The 19,153-nt window shown below is 71.9% G+C and carries 13 protein-coding genes; 5 read left to right on the forward strand and 8 right to left on the reverse strand.

Annotated features, from left to right (window positions below):
- Positions 1 to 8 precede the first annotated feature (8 nt).
- The 3 genes from ASG53_RS01965 (at position 9) to ASG53_RS01975 (ending at position 2,968) form a co-directional block, all read left to right on the forward strand.
- Positions 9 to 419 (forward strand): Rv3654c family TadE-like protein, encoded by a 411-nt coding sequence (locus tag ASG53_RS01965; protein WP_162246125.1) that lies wholly within the window; start codon positions 9 to 11, stop codon positions 417 to 419.
- A 235-nt stretch (positions 420 to 654) separates the two neighbouring features.
- Positions 655 to 1,386 (forward strand): hypothetical protein, encoded by a 732-nt coding sequence (locus tag ASG53_RS01970; protein ID WP_156382634.1) that lies wholly within the window; start codon positions 655 to 657, stop codon positions 1,384 to 1,386.
- 295 nt (positions 1,387 to 1,681) lie between these two features.
- Entirely contained in the window at positions 1,682 to 2,968 is a 1,287-nt protein-coding gene (locus ASG53_RS01975) for an aminotransferase class I/II-fold pyridoxal phosphate-dependent enzyme (RefSeq protein WP_056127757.1), read from the forward strand.
- 134 nt (positions 2,969 to 3,102) lie between these two features.
- On the opposite strand, the gene ASG53_RS01980 is transcribed toward ASG53_RS01975, so the two are convergent.
- From ASG53_RS01980 to ASG53_RS01995, 4 genes are all read right to left on the reverse strand, one after another.
- A complete protein-coding gene (locus tag ASG53_RS01980; RefSeq protein ID WP_056127760.1) occupies positions 3,103 to 4,218 on the reverse strand; it encodes a DNA alkylation repair protein in 1,116 nt (371 codons plus the stop codon).
- A 438-nt stretch (positions 4,219 to 4,656) separates the two neighbouring features.
- Positions 4,657 to 6,423: an L-serine ammonia-lyase gene (locus ASG53_RS01985; protein ID WP_056127762.1), complete on the reverse strand. Its 1,767-nt coding sequence runs from the start codon at positions 6,421 to 6,423 to the stop codon at positions 4,657 to 4,659.
- Positions 6,420 to 7,805, reverse strand: a complete 1,386-nt coding sequence (locus ASG53_RS01990; RefSeq protein WP_235533804.1) for an amidohydrolase — start codon at positions 7,803 to 7,805, stop codon at positions 6,420 to 6,422. Before ASG53_RS01990 ends, ASG53_RS01985 begins: the two co-directional genes overlap by 4 nt.
- A gap of 304 nt (positions 7,806 to 8,109) precedes the next feature.
- Positions 8,110 to 10,731, reverse strand: a complete 2,622-nt coding sequence (locus tag ASG53_RS01995) for a DEAD/DEAH box helicase (protein WP_056127764.1) — start codon at positions 10,729 to 10,731, stop codon at positions 8,110 to 8,112.
- Positions 10,732 to 10,829: 98 nt separating this feature from the next.
- Here ASG53_RS01995 and ASG53_RS02000 point away from each other — a divergent pair, with 98 nt between their 5' ends.
- Both ASG53_RS02000 and ASG53_RS02005 read left to right on the forward strand, forming a co-directional pair.
- On the forward strand, positions 10,830 to 11,162 hold the full coding sequence (locus tag ASG53_RS02000; RefSeq protein WP_056127767.1) for a helix-turn-helix transcriptional regulator: 333 nt from the start codon (positions 10,830 to 10,832) through the stop codon (positions 11,160 to 11,162).
- On the forward strand, positions 11,149 to 12,402 hold the full coding sequence (locus tag ASG53_RS02005; protein WP_056127770.1) for a type II toxin-antitoxin system HipA family toxin: 1,254 nt from the start codon (positions 11,149 to 11,151) through the stop codon (positions 12,400 to 12,402). Before ASG53_RS02000 ends, ASG53_RS02005 begins: the two co-directional genes overlap by 14 nt.
- Positions 12,403 to 12,415: 13 nt before the next feature.
- Here the strand turns inward: ASG53_RS02005 and ASG53_RS02010 are convergent, their stop codons facing one another.
- The 4 genes from ASG53_RS02010 to ASG53_RS02025 are packed head-to-tail and all read right to left on the reverse strand — an operon-like array spanning position 12,416 to position 19,105.
- Positions 12,416 to 14,686 carry an alpha-glucuronidase gene (locus ASG53_RS02010; RefSeq protein ID WP_056127773.1) on the reverse strand — a complete coding sequence of 757 codons (2,271 nt, stop codon included), beginning with the start codon at positions 14,684 to 14,686 and terminating at the stop codon, positions 12,416 to 12,418.
- Positions 14,683 to 16,833 carry a beta-galactosidase gene (locus ASG53_RS02015; protein ID WP_056127776.1) on the reverse strand — a complete coding sequence of 717 codons (2,151 nt, stop codon included), beginning with the start codon at positions 16,831 to 16,833 and terminating at the stop codon, positions 14,683 to 14,685. The genes ASG53_RS02010 and ASG53_RS02015 overlap by 4 nt, the downstream gene beginning before the upstream one ends.
- Positions 16,830 to 17,534 (reverse strand): hypothetical protein, encoded by a 705-nt coding sequence (locus tag ASG53_RS02020; RefSeq protein WP_056127779.1) that lies wholly within the window; start codon positions 17,532 to 17,534, stop codon positions 16,830 to 16,832. The genes ASG53_RS02015 and ASG53_RS02020 overlap by 4 nt, the downstream gene beginning before the upstream one ends.
- Complete coding sequence (locus ASG53_RS02025; RefSeq protein WP_056127783.1) at positions 17,531 to 19,105, reverse strand: GH39 family glycosyl hydrolase; 1,575 nt, start codon at positions 19,103 to 19,105, stop codon at positions 17,531 to 17,533. Before ASG53_RS02025 ends, ASG53_RS02020 begins: the two co-directional genes overlap by 4 nt.
- Positions 19,106 to 19,153: the final 48 nt, after the last annotated feature.

Genomic DNA, 19,153 nt, shown 5'->3' on the forward strand with positions numbered 1-19,153 from the left:
ACGTGGCGGTGCCTGACGCTGGCCCTGCGGTTGTCGCCAGGACGCGCTGGGGGAGGGCGACCCACGGCGTCCGCGACGACCGAGGGGCTGGGACCGTCCTGGTGCTGGCGCTCGTGGCTGCCGTCGTCGTCCTGGTGCTGGGCACGGCCGCGCTCGTGGGTGCTGTCGTCACGCGGGGTTCCGCGCAGTCAGCGGCAGACCTGGCGGCGCTGGCTGCTGCGGCGTCCCTCCAGCGGGGCGCAGCCGACCCCTGCTCGGGAGCGCGCGAGGTGGCGGCGCGCAACGGTGCTCAGGTCGAGGCCTGCCTGTGCGCCCCTGACAGGTCGTGCACGGTGTCCACGACCCTGGCGACCAGGACGGGCGCTGCAGCCAGAGCCACGGCACGGTCTGGGCCCGCCTCGCTGGCAGACCGTGGGTGACGAGGGCGACGCACCAGGTCTTGCGCGATCAGCACCTAGACCGTGTCGAAGAGCCGCTATATCCGCGAGTCGAGCACGGGGATCACCTCTGGTAGGCCCCCCGGACCGGTGGGAGGCGTACAGGCTTTCCGGGGCTCGGGCGCTGCCGGGCACCCAGATGTGGAGCCCCGGAGGCCGAGGACGGCAAGACGAGCCGACGCCAAGACCAGCAGACGAGAGGACCAGGAGAGTGATCGTGGAGTGCCGGTCCGAAGACGCAGACCCGCTGCTCGTCGCGCGCGTCCGTGAGGGCGACGTCGACGCGAGCCTGATCCTGTGGCGCAGGCACTGCGAGACGGCACTGACCTGGGCGGGCAAGCACGTCGCCGACAGAGACGACGCAGCTCTCGTCGTGAGACGGGCCTTCGCCCGAGTCATGAGCGAGATCGCTGCCGACCATGACCCTGTCATGCCCTTCCTCCTCTACCTGTGCGCGACTGTCGAGGACGAGGCTGGTGCGGCGCCGGGTGAGAAGACGAGCGACCTCAGCCTGGTGCGCGCTTTCGGGAAGCTGCGCGGGAGCTATCAGACGGTGCTCTGGTACACCGTCGTGGAGCCCCTGCCCCGGGCGACCCTCGCGGTCGTCCTCGACCGTGAGCAGACGGACCTGCGGGTCCATGCGCGGCAGGCCGTCAGCCGGCTGCGGGCAGAGTGGGTGGCTGAGACCGTCGCCGACAGGTCTGTCCCAGACAGCTGCGCCTGGCTCCTCCTGAGAGTTGACGCCTACCAGGCCGGGATGCTCGGACAGCTGTCCGAGCAGAGGTACGAACGGCACCTGCGCGGCTGCGGCTGGTGCGTGACCATGATCGACGCGCTCGGCAACCTCCTGGACGTGCTGCGGTCGGTCGTCCTGCCACAGGCTGCGGACGGCTCACACGCACTGCTCGACCCCGAGCCTGCTGAGGAACCGACGACGACCATCTGCTGAGGCGAGTCTGAGGGACCGGTCTGGTGCGCGGGCTCGGGCTGGTCCTCTGGAGTGGTGCTCGTGCTCCTGCCTGCCCAGGTGCCCAGGTGCCTAGGTGCCTAGGTGCCCAGGTAGGCGGGCGGGTGCCGGTGGGCACCCGCCCCACGCCCTGCTCGAGCGCACTAGGATCGGCGGTGCGCCGTGACGGTGACTGCCGCAGCGGTGCACTGAGCAGGTCCGCTCGACCCGCTCGAGCCCTCGTCAGACCGTTCATCACGCGAATCCGGCTCCTGGAGCCGGCGAGAGGTTGTCCCGGATGCCCCAGCAGGTTGCGATCGAGTCCCTCAGCCACGACGAGCTCGTCGTGGCGCACGCGAACCTCTCCGCGCAGTACGCGGACCTGGTGTCGACAGGTCTCACGCTCGACCTGACGCGCGGCAAGCCGGCGCCCGAGCAGCTCGATCTCTCGAACGACCTGCTCAGCCTCCCCGGCGGCACCGACGCCAAGGACGGCTCGGGCACCGACTGCCGCAACTACGGCGGCACTGCTGGTCTCCCCGAGCTCCGGGCGATCTTCTCCGAGCTGCTCTCCGTCCCCGCATCACAGCTGGTGGCCGGCAACAACGCGAGCCTCGAGATCATGCACGACCTCGTCGTCTTCGGGCTCCTGCACGGGACCCCCGACTCCGAGCGTCCCTGGTCGGCCGAGCCCGTCGTGAAGTTCCTCGCGCCCAGCCCGGGCTACGACCGCCACTTCGCGATCACCGAGTCCTTCGGCATCGAGATGATCCCGGTGCCGCTCGGAGCTGACGGTCCAGACATGGACGTGGTCCGTGAGCTCGTCGCCGCCGACCCCGCGATCAAGGGCATCTGGACCGTCCCGACCTACGCCAACCCCACGGGAGCGGTCTACTCCGAGGAGGTCACCCGCGCGCTCGTCGAGATGCCGACCGCGGCACCCGACTTCCGGATCTTCTGGGACAACGCCTACGCCGTCCACACTCTCGTCGACGAGGCGCCGCCCGCGCACGACATCGTCGGGATGGCTGCTGCGGCCGGGAACCCGAACCGTCCCTACGTGCTCGCCTCCACCTCGAAGATCACCTTCGCGGGGGCAGGGGTGAGCTTCTTCGGGTCGTCCGCGGCGAACGTCGCGTGGTACCAGGAGCACTACTCCAAGAAGAGCATCGGGCCGGACAAGGTCAACCAGCTGCGGCACGTGCGGTTCTTCGGCGACGCCGACGGCGTCCGCAAGCACATGGCCAAGCACCGCGAGATCCTTGCGCCGAAGTTCGAGAAGGTCCTGCAGATCCTCGAGGCGCGCCTCGGCGGGACAGGTGTCGCGACCTGGACCACCCCCGAGGGCGGGTACTTCATCAGCCTCGACGTCGTGCCCGGCACGGCGCGACGGGTCGTCCAGCTCGCCAAGGACGCGGGGATCGCGCTGACCGCTGCGGGTTCGGCGTTCCCCTACGGGCGTGACCCGGAGGACACCAACATCCGGCTGGCACCGAGCTTCCCGTCGCTCGACGACGTCGCCGCGTCCATGGACGGCGTCGCGACCTGCGCCCTGCTCGCCGCGGTCGAGGCTCGTCTCGCCTGAGGCCTGAGGCCTGAGGCCTGAGGCCTGAGGCCTGACGCCTGACATCTGATGCCTCAGGCCGGGGGCACCAGGCAGGAACTCCCGTGCCCGTGCCCGTGCCCGCGGTCAGGGCTCTGCGCGGTGGCGTCTGGTCTTCACAACGGGGTGTCGTCGGCGGGGAGAAGCTCGAAGTCTCTCCGCCCGGCGGCGACCCCGTTGACCTGGAGCTCGACGGCGTGGGCCCCCGGGTGGTAGCGCCGCGTGGTGATCACCTTGAAGGAGTGCCGTCGTCCGAGCCGCAGCGTCTCGCCCGGGCCGATGTCGGCGGTGGTCAGCTTGAACACCTTCGTCGTCTGCGAGCCGTTGGCCTTGCGGTGGTGCACCACGTAGTCGACGACCACCCGCGCCGCGCCTGCCCCGCCGTTGTGCACGGTCGCCGTGAGACCCAGAGCCTCACCGACCCGGACCTCGGTCGCCTCGAGGGTGAGCTCCGCGACGACGTCCGGGGTCGGTGCGAAGCCGAGCAGCGCGAGGGCGTCCGGGACGCCGCGCTTGACGAGGGTCCGCAGCGCGTGCCGGACGAGCGGCAGGGTCGTCGGCGCGGCCGCCTCTAGCCACCGGCGCGCGGTCTCGACCGTGACCTCAGGATCTTTGCGGCTGAGGTCGTTGAGGTGGTTGGCCACAGACCTGCGGACGTACTCGCTCTCGTCGCGGTAGAGCGCGTCGAGGATCGGCAGGGTCACGGTCGGGTCCGCTGAGAGGCCCGCGACCTGGGTACCCCACGGCAGGTGGCGCCGGGTTCCTTCGCTCGCGAGGCGTCGGACGTGCTCGTCGTCGCTCCTCGTCCAGCGCAGCGCCGCGGCGAGCGACCTGTCGAGGTCGTGGGAGAGCAGCGGGCGGACGGCGAACTCTGCGGTGAGCCGCCCCGTGAGCTCGGCCTGCAGGTCGAGGGCGGTGTCGAGGGCGGCGTCGGACCGGGCGGCGATAGCCCGCGCGCTGACGGCCTCTGTCACCGGCCAGATCATCCACCCCGTGAAGCTCTCGTCGTGAAGACAGCGGCGCACGAGGACAGCGAGGTCGTCGACGGTGCCGGGCGCGTCGGCGAGGACCGCGTCCTTGACGAGGTGTGCACGGTCCCGCAGCGCGAGGGGTGCGAGGGAGCCAGCGCTCGACCGGACGTTCTCAGCGGCTGTCCCTGGCGCAGCGGCCTCGATCACCTCGGCCAGGCCGAGCACAGCATCGGACCCGAGCAGCTCGTCGGCGAAGGGCACAGCATCTCCTGGGGTGGTCGCGCTGACCGCGAGAGCCCGCGGTCCCGCCGACCTTATCGGTGGGCCCTGACACCGAGGCGACTGCTGCCGCACAGGCCGCCTGACGTCACCGCAGACAGGGGTCAGCGACCCGCGTCCCGGCCTCGCGCGGCAACGCCGCCATCGCAGACCCGAACTGCCATCCCGAACCGCCATCCCGGGCCGTCGCCGCCGAACCTGCCCCGAAGACCACGACGCCCACGACGACTACGACGACAACTTCGGCCGCTCGACCACCGGCCACCTCCCCACGAGGTCGCACGAACCGGCTCGACGTCGCCCTGCCTGCCGCGAGGTCGTACAGACACGCCGGATCTGGCCCCCAAGGGCGAGATCCGGCGTGTCCGTACGACCTCGGTGCAGAGGGTAGGACCTCGGTGCGAGCGGGTGCCTGGCTCGTCAGCACTCCACGTAGTTGACGGCGAGGCCCCCGAGCGAGGTCTCCTTGTACTTGGAGTGCATGTCGGCCCCGGTCTGGCGCATGGTCTCGATCGCCGCGTCGAGGCTGACGGTGTGCCGGCCGTCGCCGCGCAGCGCCATGCGAGCGGCGTTGATCGCCTTGACGGCGCCGATCGCGTTCCGCTCGATGCACGGGATCTGCACCAGACCGCCGATCGGGTCGCAGGTGAGCCCGAGGTTGTGCTCCATCGCGATCTCGGCAGCGTTCTCGACCTGCAGGGCCGTCCCGCCGAGCACCTCTGCGAGCCCGGCCGCGGCCATCGCGCACGCCGAGCCGACCTCGCCCTGGCAGCCGACCTCGGCCCCGGCGATCGACGCGTTCGTCTTGATGATGATGCCCACGGCTCCGGCCGCGAGCAGGAACCTCACGGTCCCGGCATCGTCCGCGCCGGGCACGAACTCGCGGTAGTAGCGCAAGACCGCGGGGATGATGCCGGCTGCCCCGTTGGTCGGAGCGGTGACGACCCTGTGCCCGGCGGCGTTCTCCTCGTTGACGGCCAGCGCGAAGAGGTTGACCCAGTCCATCGCGCGCAGCGGGTCGTCGTTGGCGCCCTCGGCGAGCAGCGCGCGGTGCAGGGCGTGCGCCCTCCGTGGCACCTTGAGCCCACCGGGCAGCGTGCCTGTCACGGCGCACCCGGCGTCGATGCACGCGTCCATCGCCTGCCAGATGTCCAGCAGCTCGGACGCGACCCGCTCCGGGGTGCGGGTCACGCTCTCGTTGGCGAGCATCACCTCGGCGACGCCAAGGCCCGAGGTCGCGCAGACGGCGAGGAGGTCGTCGGCGCAGGTGAAGGACCACGGGGCCGCCGGCGAGCTGCCCTCGGTCCCGATCAGCGTGATCGGGCCAGGCGCCCCGGTCCGGGACGGGAGGTCAGCTCCGTCCGCGGGCAGAGCGCCTGGGCCTGCGGGCTGCGCGGCTGGGTCTGCAGGCCGAACGCCTGGGCCGACGGGCTGCGTGGCTGGGTCCGCGGACCGGTCAGCGCCGTCCGCGGGCTGCCTGCCTGGGCCCGCCGACCGCTCGTCGGCAGGCATCACGACAGGCGTGTCGTCAGGGTCCGGTACGACGAAACCGCCCCCTACCGAGAAGTAGGTACGGCGCAGCAGGACCGAGCCGTCGGCGGCGGAGGCCGTGATGCGTAGACCGTTGGGGTGGAAGGGCAACACAGTCCTGGGCAGGAACTGGACGTCGTGGTCGAGGTCGAAGGGGATCTCGACGCGGTCGAGGAGCCGCAGCGAGCCCGCGGCATGCACCTCGTCGAGGATCGCCTCGACCACGGGCGTCGCGACGCTCTGCGGCTCGTGGCCGACGAGGCCGAGCAAGACCGCGCGATCGGTCCCGTGCCCGCGACCTGTCGCACCGAGGGACCCGAAGAGCTCGACGCTGACGCGCGCGACGCCGACACCCACGAGGTCCGGTGCGGTCGGCGCCGGGGTGGTCGGGGTCGCCGCCGCGCTGGGGCTGCCAGCCGTACCAGGACCGACGGCTGACCAACCGGTCCCGTTCGCCGCGGCGTGGTCAGCGGCCTGCCCCGGGTCGTTGCCGCGTCCGCTCGAGCCCAGCAGCTCGTCGACGAAGGTCTTGGCGGCGCGCATCGGTCCGACGGTGTGCGAGCTCGACGGTCCGATGCCGATCGTGAACATGTCGAAGACGCTCAGCGGCTGGTCTGAGGCGATGTGCTGACGACCGACGGTCGTCGCGCGGCTCATGCCTGGACCTCCGGTTCGAGGGTCGAGACCTCGGCCGAGGTGTCGGCAGCACCGGCAGCGCTGTCAGCACCGGCAGCGCTGTCAGCACCGTCGGCGCTGTGAGCACCGACAGCACCGTGGCTCCCGACGGCGTTGCTCGCAGCAGACCCCGCCCACCCCGCAGCACGGAGACCCGGAGCCTCGGCGCGCTCCCGGACCCGCTCGGTCTGCGCGTCGACCAGCCGTGCCCGCAGCCGCGGGTCGCGGGCCGCGTCGACGATGGTCGACGCGAGCGCGACAGCCGCGTCGAGTACGGCGCGGTCACCGGCCGGGCCGCCGGCCGCCTCGGCGAACTCGGCCGTGTGGATCGGCCCTCGCGCGCCCTCGACCCCGACCACCGGGTGGATGGAGGGGACCACCTGCGAGACGTTCCCCATGTCGGTCGACCCGCCGCTGCGGGGCGGCGCGGTCCTGTCGAGCGTCCGTCCGCGGGCAGACAGGTGCCCGGCGAACACCTCGACGAGGTCCTCGTCCTGGACGAGGTCGGCGTACAGCGGCTCGGACTCGTCGACCGACCACGAGACGCCGGCGGCGATCGCCGCGCCCTCGAAGCAGGCGAGGACCCGTCCTTCGAGCGTCTGGAGCGCCTCGAGGGTCGCCTCACGCACCTCGATCTCGACGACGGCGCGGTCCGCGATGATGTTGGTGACGAGCCCGGCCTCGGTGATGATCGCGTTCAGGCGCGCCCCGTCGCGCACCTGCTGGCGCAGCAGACCGACGGCGACGAGCGCGATGGTCGCGGCGTCGGCGGCGTTGCGCGCCTGGTCGGGGGCCGCGGCGGCGTGCGCGCCCTGCCCCGTGAAGGTGACGACCAGGCGGTGCACGGCCTGCATGCGGGTGGTCGTGGGCCACGTGTCGGCCGGGTACGGGTGGACCATGAGCGAGAAGGTCGCGTCGTCCCAGGCGCCGTCGGCGAGCATGAGGACCTTGCCGCCCCCGTGCTCCTCGGCCGGGGTCCCGAGCACCGTCACCTGGATGCCGAGCTTGTCGGCGACGTTCGCCGCGGCGATCGCGGCTCCGACCCCGGCCGCCGCGATGATGTTGTGCCCGCAGGCGTGCCCGACGCCGGGCAGCGCGTCGTACTCGACGCAGATCACGGCGTTCATGTCGCCGCTGCCGTAGGTCGCGCGGAGCGCGGTGTCGAGACCGTGCACGCCGACGGTCACGTCGAAGCCCGCGTCGGTGAGCCGCTCCGCCACGAGGGAGGACGCGTGGTGCTCCGCGAAGGCCAGCTCCGGCCTCGCGTGGATCGCGTGGGAGAGCGCGAGCAGCTCGTCGCTGCGGACGGCGACTGTCGTCGCGACGGTGTCGTGCAGCGCTGCGGTGGACGGGGCGTCGGTCACGGAGGGCTCCTGGTGGTCGGGTGGGCCGGAGGTCGTGCTGTCCGGGACCGCAGGGTCGCGGGTCCTGGGCCGGTCGGGGGTGTGAGGGACCTGGCGGACGGCACCGCCCGGGTGAGGGCGTCGCGTCTGTGCCCCATCATCTCCCGCCGGTCGCGCACGGGCAGCCTCGAAGTCTCGACGCGGCCGCTATCACTCCATCACTCCTTAAAGAGTGATAGCGGCTGGCGCTGTCACTCTTTAGGGTCGCCGGCCTCCAGCAGTGCCGACCACCCTGGCTCGCCGACCACGCCGCTGCGCGCCCCCGTCACCGCTGCGCCAGCACAGCGTCCAGCAGCCGCACCGCTGCCGCCTTGTCGAGAGGGTTGTTGCCGTTGCCGCACTTGGGGGACTGCACACAGCCCGGGCAGCCTGTCGCGCAGGGGCAGGTCGCGATGGCCTCGCGGGTCGCGGCCAGCCACTGCTCGGCGAGACCGAAGCCGCGCTCGGCGAACCCGGCGCCGCCGGGAAAAGCGTCGTAGACGAAGACCGTCGCGCGCTCGGTGTCCACGTGCATCGCCGTCGAGACGCCGCCCAGGTCCCAGCGGTCGCAGGTCGCCAGGAGCGGGAGCAGGCCGATCGACGCGTGCTCGGCGGCGTGCAGCGCACCGGGAGCCTCGTCGGCGTCGACCTGCGCGTCCTCGAGCAGCTCGGCCGAGACCGTCCACCACACAGCGGCCGTGCGCAGCGTCCGCACGGGGAGGTCGAGGGGCTCGGTCCCGAGGACCTCTTGCGAGGGCATCCGGCGCCGCTGGAAGCTCTCGACCTGGCTGTGCACCTCGACCGTGCCGAAGCCCCACTCGACCGCGGGGCGGCCGTCGGCCGAGACCTGCGAGCCCCAGTCGACGTGCTCCTTCTCCTCGATGACGTCGATCGAGGTGATCGACCGCGACCACGTGCCGTAGCCGACGTCTTCACGGCCGACGAGCGCGACCGAGTCGACGATGCTGTAGTCCTCGACCACGAAGGTCTCGCCCTGGTGCACGTACACGGCACCCGTGTGGACCGACCCGTCGGCGGCTGCGGCGTCGACGGTCCCGAGCAGGCGTCCTGTCGCGGACTCGACGACAGAGACCGGCGTCCCGCCCTCGCCGCGGATGTTGGTGAATCCTGCGGCGTTCTCGTGGTGCGTCCAGAACCAGCCGGAGCTGCGGTGCCGCAGGGTCCCGCGTGCCGTGAGCTGGTCGAGGAGCGTGCGGGCAGCGTCCCCGCCGAACAGCGGCAGGTCCTCGGTCCGCACGGGGAGCTCGCCGGCGGCGGCGCACAGGTGCCCGGCGAGCACGTAGGGGTTGGTCGGGTCGAAGACCGTCGCCTCGATGGGCGTGCGGAAGATCGCGTCGGGGTTGTGCACGAGGAAGGTGTCGAGAGGGTCTTCCCGCGCGACGAAGGCGACGAGACCGTCGGCCCCGGCGCGCCCCGCGCGCCCGGCCTGCTGCCAGAGCGAGACACGGGTGCCGGGCCAGCCGATGATGAGCACCGCGTCGAGACCGGAGATGTCGACGCCGAGCTCGAGGGCGTTGGTGGTCGCGAGGGCGCGGATCTCGCCCGAGCGCACAGCGGCCTCGAGGGCGCGGCGCTCTTCGGGGAGATAGCCGCCACGGTAGGCCGCGACCATCCCCGGCAGCGACGGGTCGACGGGGCGCAGGTGCTCCTGGGTGGTCGTCGCGACGGACTCCGCGCCGCGCCTCGACCGGGTGAAGGCGAGGGTCCTGGCGCCGTGGACCGTGAGGTCGGCGAGCAGGTCTGCGGCGACAGCGGTCGCGGAGCGGCGCGGTCGGTCGGCGTCGGCCGCGGCGTCGACGGGGTCGGCGTCGTCCACGAGCCCCAGGTCGTCGACGAGCCCGAGGTCCGCTGCGCCGCCCACGTCCCACGGGTCGTCGGTGAGCGCCGCGACGGCGGCGTCCCCGTCGGCCCTGTCGGCCCTGGACCGTTCGAAGGAGGCGGCGTCGTAGCGCGGGAGCTCGGGCGGCTCCCACAGGGCGAAGGTCTTGCGACCCGCGGGCGAGGCGTCCTCGGTCACGGCGACCACCTCGGAGGGGTCGACACCGACGAGTCGCCCGGCGCTCACGGCCGGGTCGGCCGTCGTGGCCGACGCGACGACGAAGGTCGGCCCGACGCGGGGGAGCAGCAGCCCGCTCGCGCTGCGCTGCTGCACGGCCGCGCGCGAGCGTCCGCTGCCGCGGGTCGCCGAGCTCGGTGCGTAGTACGCGGCGAGGCGCTGCAGCCGGCGCAGCACGAGGGAGACGTGCGCGCCGAAGACCCCGCGGAAGGCGTGCCCCTCGTCGACGACCACGTAGCGCAGCGACCTCAGGAACCGGCCCCACCGGGCGTGGTTGGGCAGCATCGAGAAGTGCAGGTAGTCCGGGTTGGTGAGGACCACGTCGGCGTGGTCCTGGATCCACTTCCGCGCCGAGAAGGGGGTGTCGCCGTCGCAGGTGTCGACCCGCACGTCGCGGGCCCTCGACGCCGAGAGCAGCCGGGTGACCGAGGCGAGCTGGTCGGCGGCGAGCGCCTTGGTGGGGCTGAGGTAGAGCACGGATCCGCGGTCGCGGGCGGACTCGATGCGCCCCGGGTCGAAGGCGGCGTCGGCGCGGTCGCCGCGCACAGACGTGAGCGCGGGCAGCCAGAAGGCGAGGGACTTCCCGGACCCCGTCGACGTCGCGACGACGGTGTGCTTGCCGGACCACGCGGCCTCGGCAGCCTCGACCTGGTGCACCCAGGGGCGGTCGACACCGAGGGCCTTGTACCCCGAGACGAGGGAGGGGTCGGCCCACGTGGGCCAGTCGGCCTGCGTGCCCTCGCGGGCGGGGATGTGCTCGACGTGCGTCAGCTGCCCCGAGCGCCTGCCTCCGGCGAGGAGGACGTCGAGGAGTTCGTCTACGCGGGCCACCCGAGGATTCTCCCACCTGGAAACATCGCGGCCGGTAATCGGCAGTACACTTCCGGTAAGTGCTTTAAAAGGTGCGACAAGACCACGACGGGACTGTCATGCGACGAGCGCACAGCTACGCACCCGAGACCCTGGAAGCCCTCGAGCTCCTCGGGCTCCAGGTGTCCGTCGAGCGACGACGTCGGCGGTGGACCGCCGCTGAGCTCGCCGAGCGCGCGGGCATCTCGGTCAAGACGTTGCGCGGCGTCGAGCGGGGAGAACCTACGGTGGCGGCGGGGATCGCCTTCGAGGTCGCCACGCTGGTCGGGGTGCCGCTCTTCGCTCGTGACAGGTCGCTCCGACGTGAGCGGGCAGCGCACGAGCGTGAGGTCCTGAGCCTCCTCCCGGCACGCGTGCGCCAGGCGCAGGAGGCGCCTGATGACTCCTTCTGAGCGGTCGGGCCGACGCGAGGCACCGACCTCCGCCTTCGTCTGGGTCTGGCTCCCGGGCGCGACCGAACCTGTCGTGGCCGGGCGGGTGGACGTCGTCGGGCGCCGCACGAGCTTCACGTACGGTCAGAGCTATCTCGCGCGTCCGGACGCGCTCTCGTTGTTCCTCCCGGAGCTCCCGCTGGGGCGTGGGGTCATCGACCCGCTCGGCGACCTCACGATCGCCGGGTGCCTGGCGGACGCGGGTCCGGACTCCTGGGGGCAACGTGTCATCGACGACAGGTACCCCGGAGCGGGTGGACAAGACCTCGGCACGCTCACCTATCTGCTGGAGTCAGGGTCAGACCGCATCGGGGCCCTCGACTTCCAGGAGTCGCCGACGGACTACGTCCCGAGGACCCAGAGCACCACGACGACACTGCACGAGCTGCAGGATGCCGCCGACCTGCTCGACCGGGGCGAGCCCCTCCCACCTGTCCTCGAGCTGGCACTCCTGCGAGGGACGTCGATCGGTGGTGCGCGGCCCAAGGCACTCGTCGAGAGCGGAGACCGCAGGCTCATCGCCAAGTTCTCCTCGACGACAGACCGCTACCCGGTGGTCAAGGCCGAAGGTGTGGCGATGGACCTCGCGCGTCGGGTCGGCCTCGATGTCGCCCGCACCGAGGTGGTGCGCAGCCTCGACAAGGACGTCCTGCTCGTCGACCGCTTCGACCGTCCCGCAGGTGGCGGCCGTCGTTTCATGGTGTCGGCACTGACGATGCTGGGCCTCTCCGAGATGAACGGACGCTACGCCTCGTACGCGGACCTCGCCGACCTGGTCCGCGCCCGGTTCACCGACCCGACCGCCACGCTGCGAGAGCTGTTCTCCAGGATCGTCTTCAACATCGCGGTCGGGAACATCGACGACCACGCCCGCAACCATGCCGCCTTCTGGGACGGTGCAGCGCTCACGCTGACGCCCGCCTACGACCTGTGCCCTCAGGTGAGGTCGGGCGGAGAGGCCGCACAGGCCATGGCCATCGGCCGGGACGGTGAGCGCCGCTCGCAGCTCGCGGTGTGCCTCCGGGCGGCGCACGTCTACCACCTGACGACCGTCGAGGCCCAGGAGATCATCGATCACCAGGTGGAGACGATCACCGAGGAGTGGGACGACGCTGCGGACCGAGCACGGCTGACCTCGGTCGAGCGCCGACGTCTGTGGGGGACCCAGATCCTCGACGAGTTCGTGACCTACGACGGCTGACACCTCGGCCGTGTCAGTAGATCCTCCGTCCCCGCTCGTCGGCGACCCCGGACTTGCGGAAGAAGTACGTGTTGATCTGGTCGCGCCACTCGACGGCCGACCTGTGCTGCTCGGCGAGGCGCTCGGTGACGCGGGCGGCGAGGTCGGGGTCGGCCAGCGGCGCGACCTTCTCCCACGCGGTGAGCATCTCCTCGACACGCTCGACCCCCGCGAAGTGCGTGTCGTAGATGTGCTGCACGACTGTCTTCCCCGAGTGCAGCACGTGGGAGTACGGCACATGGTGCAGGAACAGCAGAAGCTCGTCGGGGCAGGTGTCGAGGGACTCGTAGGTCTGGGCGAGCTCCGGGGGGAAGAGCCCCGCGAAGCCTGTGCCTGTCGCGCGGGTCCTGTCGACGCCCACGCCGTCGCGGTCGGCGAAGTGGTACGTGCCCCACGCCGTGTACTCGTAGCCGTCGACGTCGGGGCCGTAGTGGTGACGGGTCGGGCTCACCATGAAGCCCACGCCGAGGGGTGCTGTGTACTGCTCGTACACGTCGAGGGACCCTGACAGCAGGTTGCGGACCGTCGAGCGCAGCTCTGCAGGTGCGTCGCCGAAGGTCAGCGCGACCCACTCGTCGAGGATCTGCTCGGCCGTGAGCGTCGGGTCCCAGGCGAGGCGGCCGAAGGCGTAGAGGTTCGCCTGGGCGAAGGGGTGCCCGGTCCAGAAGACGTCGTCCCCGACGTTCGAGACCGCGGCGAGGCCGCCGCCTGCGGTGCGAGGTGCGCCCGCGCCGCTGTCCTTTGTGCCCGAGGCCGCAGCCTCGGTCCGGGCAGCCGCGGCGTCGAGCCCTCGGCTCGTCCCCGACGTCACGTCGGAGACCGCCGGCCCCTCGTCCCCCCACGGCCGCGCCTGGAGCGCGTCCGTCCACTGGGGTGCGAGGTACGCGACGTGCTTCTGCTGCCCCGTGTACTCCTGGGTCACCTGGACCTCGACGGCCACCCGGGTCTGCGGCATCGCCAGGACCACGGGGGAGAGCGGCTCGCGCACCTGGAAGTCGATCGGGCCGAGCTTGACCTGCAGCACGACGTTGTCGTCGAAGCGCCCGTCGAGCGGCGTGAAGTGGTCGTAGGCGGCCCGCGCCCGGTCGGTCGACCTGTCCCGCCAGTCCTGGTGGTGGTCGTAGACGAAGGCCCGCCAGTGCACGGTCCCACCGTGCGGTGCGAGCGCACGCGCCAGCATGTTCGCGCCGTCGGCGTGGTCGCGCCCGTAGCTGAAGGGGCCCGGCTGCCCCTCGGAGTCGGCCTTGACGACAAACCCGCCGAAGTCGGGGACGGCCGCGTAGACGGCGCTCGCGGCCTGGGCCCACCAGGCCTGGACGCCCGGGTCCGCAGGGTCGGCGGTCGTGAGCCCGCCGAGCACGACGGGCGAGGCGAAGCTCACCGACAGGTGCACGCGCACGCCGTAGGGCCTGAAGGCGTCGGCGAGCGCGACGACGTCGTCGAGGTGCGTGGTGAGCAGCTCGGCCTCGCGTCGTCCGACGTTGACGTTGTTGAGGGCGACACGGTTCACGCCGCTCGCCGCGAGCAGACGGGCGTACTGACGGACCTTGCCGAGGTCCGGGCGCAGCGACCCGTCGTCGTAGAAGAGCGACCCGCCCGAGTACCCGCGCTCGACCTGCCCCATGACGGGGTGGACCGAGATGTTGTCCCAGTGGTCGAGGACACGCAGGTCGTGGGTGGGCCTGTGCACGTCGACGGAGAGCTCGTCGTGCTCGTGGCTCGAGGTGCCCGGCGCGGTCGAGGTGCTCGTGCCCTCGGGACCGCGCGCCCCCTGCGCGCCCGGTCCCCCCTGAGCGAGCGCACCCTCGCGCACCAGGTGGAACCAGCCGTGCAGCAGCCCGTGGCCGGTCCCGGCGAGGATCGTGGTGGTCGGGCCCTGCGGGGTACCGGACCTGACGATGACGAAGCCCTCGTCGCCGAGCGTGCTCGACGACTCGTCGGCTGCAGCCTCGCGGGGCTCGCCCGGGCCGGTACCGCGGGGTTCGCCGAGACCTGCACCGGCTGCGGCGTCGATCGCCGCGAGCACCGGTTCGGGTGCGTCGTCGGGGACGGCACCCAGGAGTGCGAGGGTGAGGCGACCGGGGGCGGCCTCACCACCGCGGAGGGTGGCTGCGTGCGCGACCTCGGCGCGCACGGTGTCGACGAGAGGCCCGTCTCCGAGGACGACGGTGTCGACAGCACCCAGGGTCGCGAGTGCTGCGTCGGGGAGCCAGGCGGGGTGTACGCCGGGGGTCTGCGGGATCATCGGAGGTCTCCGTCGGTGAGGGCAGGTTCGGGGGACAGGGGTGCTAGGTCAGACCGGGCTGCGGCGTCGGACCGGGCTGGGGTGTCGGACCGGGGTGCTGCGGCAGCCGGTGTCGCCACGACGAGCACCTGCTGCGGTGCCAGCCTCACGGTCTCGCCCGCGCGCAGCGCCGTCCCGCCGAGCAGCTCGTCCCCGTCCACGGGTGACGCGACGTCGACAGCCTCGTCGCGGTGGTTGATGACGAAGGTGACCCGGCTGCCGTCGTCCCGGAAGCGCGTGGCCACCTCGACGTCGGGCACGTCGGCGAGCGGGCCGACGAGCCCGTGGCGGTCGAGCACACGGCGCATCACCCAGGCGACGCCGTCGGCGTCGAGACCGGCCCCGACGTACCAGGCTTCTCCTTCGCCGACCTCGTTCCGCGTCACGGCGGCGGTCCCGGCGTAGAAGTCGCGCGTGTACAGCCCGACCACCTCGGCGCCCTGCGGCAGCACGAGCTCGAAGAGCAGCGTCGAGCCGACCTCGACGGCCTCACCCGTCCCGTCGTCGAGCACGACGGGGTTGACCACGTCGGCCTCCTGCGCGTCCCACTCGTCGACCCGCACGCCCACGAGCGGCGCGAGCGGTCCGGGGACGTCGGCGAGGAAGGCGTTGTCGTCCTCGTCGACCCGACCCGACAAGAAGGTGGTCACCACGGTCCCGCCCCGCTGGGCGACAGCTGTCAGACGCTCGGCGAGGTCGCCCTTGATCATGTGCAGCGCCGGTGCGACGACCACGTCGTAGCCGCTGAGGTCTGCTGTCACCGCGACGGCGTCGATGTCGACGTTCGCGTCCCACAGCGCCCGGTGGTAGGCGAGCACCACCTGCTGGTACCGCACGCGCCGCGAGGGTCCGTCGGACATCTCGAGGGCCCACCACGAGTCCCAGTCGAAGAGGATCGCGACCCGGGCCCGGGTGCGGGCGCCGAGGGTGATCGTCCCGACGCGTCCAAGGTCCGCGCCCAGGGCAGCGGCCTCCTGGAAGACCCGGGTGTCGGAGCGCCCAGAGTGCCCTATGACCGCGCCGTGGTACTTCTCGCTCGCGCCGCGCGAGGCCCGCATCTGGAAGTAGAGGACGGCGTCGGCGCCGTGCGCGACAGCCTGCCAGCTCCACGACGCCATGACCCCCGGCGCCTTGAGCGGGTTGACGTCGCGGCTCGCGGTGACGCTCGGTGTCTGCTCCATGAGCCAGAACGGCTGACCGTCCTTGAGGCCGCGCATCAGGTCGTGGGTGAAGGCCATCCGGGCCTGCGACCGGGCGTCGGGCGGGTAGTTGTCCCACGACGCGAAGTCGAGGTGCGGCGCCCACCGGTGGTAGTCGAGGTGCTTGAACATCCCCATGAAGTTGGTCGTCACGGGCACGTCGGGGCTCGACTCGCGGATCGCGGCCTTCTCGTCGACGAAGTTCGCGAGCATCGCGTCGGTCATGAAGCGCAGGTAGTCCAGGGTGATCCCCTGGAAGGCCGTGTGCTCAGGCCCGCGCCAGTGCTCGCTGAGCGCCGACGGCGGCACGATCTGCTCCCACGCCGTGAAGGTGTGCGACCAGAAGGTGGTGCACCAGGCGTGGTTGAGCGCGTCGAGGCTGCCGTAGCGCTCGCGGAGCCAGCTGCGGAACCCCTGTGCGCAGAGGTCGCAGTAGCAGGCGCCACCAGCCCCGCCGTACTCGTTGTTGACGTGCCACGCGACGACGGCAGGGTTGCCCGCGTACCGGGCGGCGACCCGCCGGGCGAGCTCGGTCGAGAACCTGCGGAACGCCGGTGACGAGGGGCACGAGTTGTGGCGCTGGCCGTAGAGGTGCCGGCGGCCCTCGAAGTCGACCCGGGTCACCTCGGGGAACTCCGTGGCGAGCCACGGCGGCTGCGCGCCGGTACCCGTGGCCAGGCAGATCAGCCGGCCCTCGGCGCTCGCCCTCTCGACGATCGCGTCGAGGCGGCTGAAGTCGTAGGTGTCGGCTGACGGCTGCGTGTGCGCCCAGGCGAAGACCCCGAGCGTGACCGTCGTGATGCCAGCGGCGTCGAAGAGCCTGTAGTCCTCGTCCCACACCTGCGGCCCCCACTGCTCGGGGTTGTAGTCGCCGCCGTAGGGCAGGTGGTCTGTGGTCGGGAGGGTCATGCGAGGAACTCCTGGGCGATGTCGGTGCGCAGCCGGGCGCTCGAGCTGAGCAGCACGGCCGCGACGAGGGGGGCGAGCAGCACGGGGACCACGTCGGAGGTGAGGTAAGTGGTCCCTGCGAGCAGCACGAGGAGGGAGAGGTGCTTGAGGGAGGTGAGCGGTCGTCGACCGAGCAGGTACCCGGCCAGGCGTGCGACGTCGCGCGCCCTGAAGTCGAAGAGCGCGGTGATCACCAGGGTGTTCATGCCCCACACCAGGGCGAGCGCCGCGACCACCACGAGAGCCCCGCCCCACCACGCGGGGACACCGGCGACGTCGAGGTGCGCGAGGGAGAAGGCGATCACCGCGAGACCGGCGACGAGCGGCGCCCAGAGCCTGAGGACGGCCAGCGCGTCGCGTCTGTAGGCACGCCAGTAGCGGCGACCCGTGGCGAGGTCGGCGATCTCCTCGGGGTGCGCGAGGACCGAGACCGCAGCAGAGAGGGCCGGACCGGCGGGCAGCAGGGCGAGCACGAGGAGTGGCAGGTTGCTCGGGTCGCGGTCGAGCACCGTGGCCAGGGCGAGCGCTGGTGCGAGGCTCACCAGCATGACGACCTCGAGCACGAGGAACCTGTAGCCGACGACGGCGCCCCGGGCGAGGAAGCCGTCGCCGATCTGGGTGCCGTCCCGGTGCTCGACCGGGCGCACCCCCGTGAGGCTCACCGGACCACCTCGTCCTGCCCGACGATCCGGCGGTCGTCGAGCCACGACGGGGTCTCGTCGACGACGGGGGTGATCTCGACGAAGGTCACGCCGTGGCGGCGCAGGTCCAGGTCGAGCTCGACGCGTCCGTCGACCACGGGCAGGCTCGCGTGCCGGCGGACCGGCTCGGCGAGCGCCCGGAGCGTGGCGACCTGCCGCTCGCTCGGCGACCGCGGGCGGCCCATGTGCTGCCAGGCGGCGAAGGCGTTGCCCTCGGTCTCGTCGACGCTCGCGGTCTCGACGAGCACCGTGGCCGGGCCGGACGTGCTGGTCGAGCCCGAGCCCGAGCCCGAGCCTGTACGGGCCGAGTCCGCGCCTACAGGCAGCGACAGCCTGATCTCGTGACGGGCTGGCGCGGCCGGGCCGTCGGTCCCGTGGACCGGCTGCCAGGCGAGGACTGTGACCCGCCCGTCGTCGTCGCGGCAGACGAGGTGGTCCTCACCGCGGGCGAGCACGTGCTGACCCATCCGGGCCATGAAGGCGAAGAGGTGGAAGGTCGGCTTCTTGATCTGCCGGTGCGTGAGGAGCCCGAAGCCGCCGTGGAAGATCGCCGCGGGGACACCCTCCTCCTCGAACATGTCGCTGAAGGTCCAGTACGAGAAGGAGTCGACGAGGTCGCCACCCGCAGCGAGCACCGGGGCCAGGTAGGCGGCGTTGAAGGCTGTGTCGTGCACGGGGTTGTCGGGCCTGTACGACGAGCTGTACTCGGTGATGTGCACGGGGACACCGGCGTAGCGCGTGCCGGCCAGGTGCTCCCGGGGCGCGGCGAGCTGCTCGAGCAGGTGGTCGGACTCGCGGAGCGTCTGGTAGGTGCCGAAGGGCACGTGCTGCGCGGGCCCCGTCGCGTAGGCGTGCGAGCTGACGAAATCGAGCGGCGCGTCGTGCGCCTCGACGAAGGCCAGGAACGGCTCCCACCAGGCGTCGGCCCCGGGGGAGATCGCCGGCCCGCCCACCTGGATCTGGGGGTCGACGTCCTTGACGGCCCGGGCCGTCACCTCGTAGAGGCGGAAGTACTCCTGCTGGTCGGCGTCGAGCCAGAAGTTCACGAGGTTCGGCTCGTTCCACACCTCGACGGGCCACCCGCGGACCCGCTCGAGGCCGTAGCGCTCGACGAGGTGGGTCAGGGTCGCCCGGACCAGGTCCGCCCACGCGTCGTAGGAGGACGGGGGCGTGATGTTGCCCTTCCACCAGAACACCGTGGCGTCCCCGGAGGCGAGGGCCTCGGGCATGAAGCCGAGCTCGAGGAAGGGCTCGATCCCCAGCTCGAGGTACGCGTCGACCACCTGGTCGAGGTAGGTGAAGGAGTAGAGCACCTCCTGGCGGCCGTCGACCTCGTAGGGCTTGTAGATCCCCATGCCGTCGCTGAAGAGCCCGTGACCGCGGATGTGCCGGAACCCGATCTCGCGCTGCACGAGGGCGAGGGAGTCCTGGTAGTCGCGGCGCAGCGCGAGCTCCATCCGGCCGGTGCCGACGCAGGTGCGCCAGGAGTCGCCGAGAAGGCCTGTCGAGGTGTCGGGGAGGATCGTGCGCACGGGGGTCTCCAGGTGGGGGAGTCGTGGTGGGTCGGACGGGAGAACCGG

Source organism: Sanguibacter sp. Leaf3, from assembly GCF_001425965.1.
GTDB classification, from domain to species: Bacteria; Actinomycetota; Actinomycetes; order Actinomycetales; family Cellulomonadaceae; genus Sanguibacter; species Sanguibacter inulinus.

Excerpts from the sequence above, each read along its gene's own strand:
- ASG53_RS02010 (WP_056127773.1), bottom strand. The coding sequence starts at position 14,686 with ATGATCCCGCAGACCCCCGGCGTACACCCCGCCTGGCTCCCCGACGCA.
- ASG53_RS01985 (WP_056127762.1), bottom strand. The coding sequence starts at position 6,423 with ATGAGCCGCGCGACGACCGTCGGTCGTCAGCACATCGCCTCAGACCAG.
- ASG53_RS01975 (WP_056127757.1), top strand. The coding sequence starts at position 1,682 with ATGCCCCAGCAGGTTGCGATCGAGTCCCTCAGCCACGACGAGCTCGTC.
- ASG53_RS02005 (WP_056127770.1), top strand. The coding sequence starts at position 11,149 with ATGACTCCTTCTGAGCGGTCGGGCCGACGCGAGGCACCGACCTCCGCC.
- ASG53_RS02015 (WP_056127776.1), bottom strand. The coding sequence starts at position 16,833 with ATGACCCTCCCGACCACAGACCACCTGCCCTACGGCGGCGACTACAAC.
- ASG53_RS02000 (WP_056127767.1), top strand. The coding sequence starts at position 10,830 with ATGCGACGAGCGCACAGCTACGCACCCGAGACCCTGGAAGCCCTCGAG.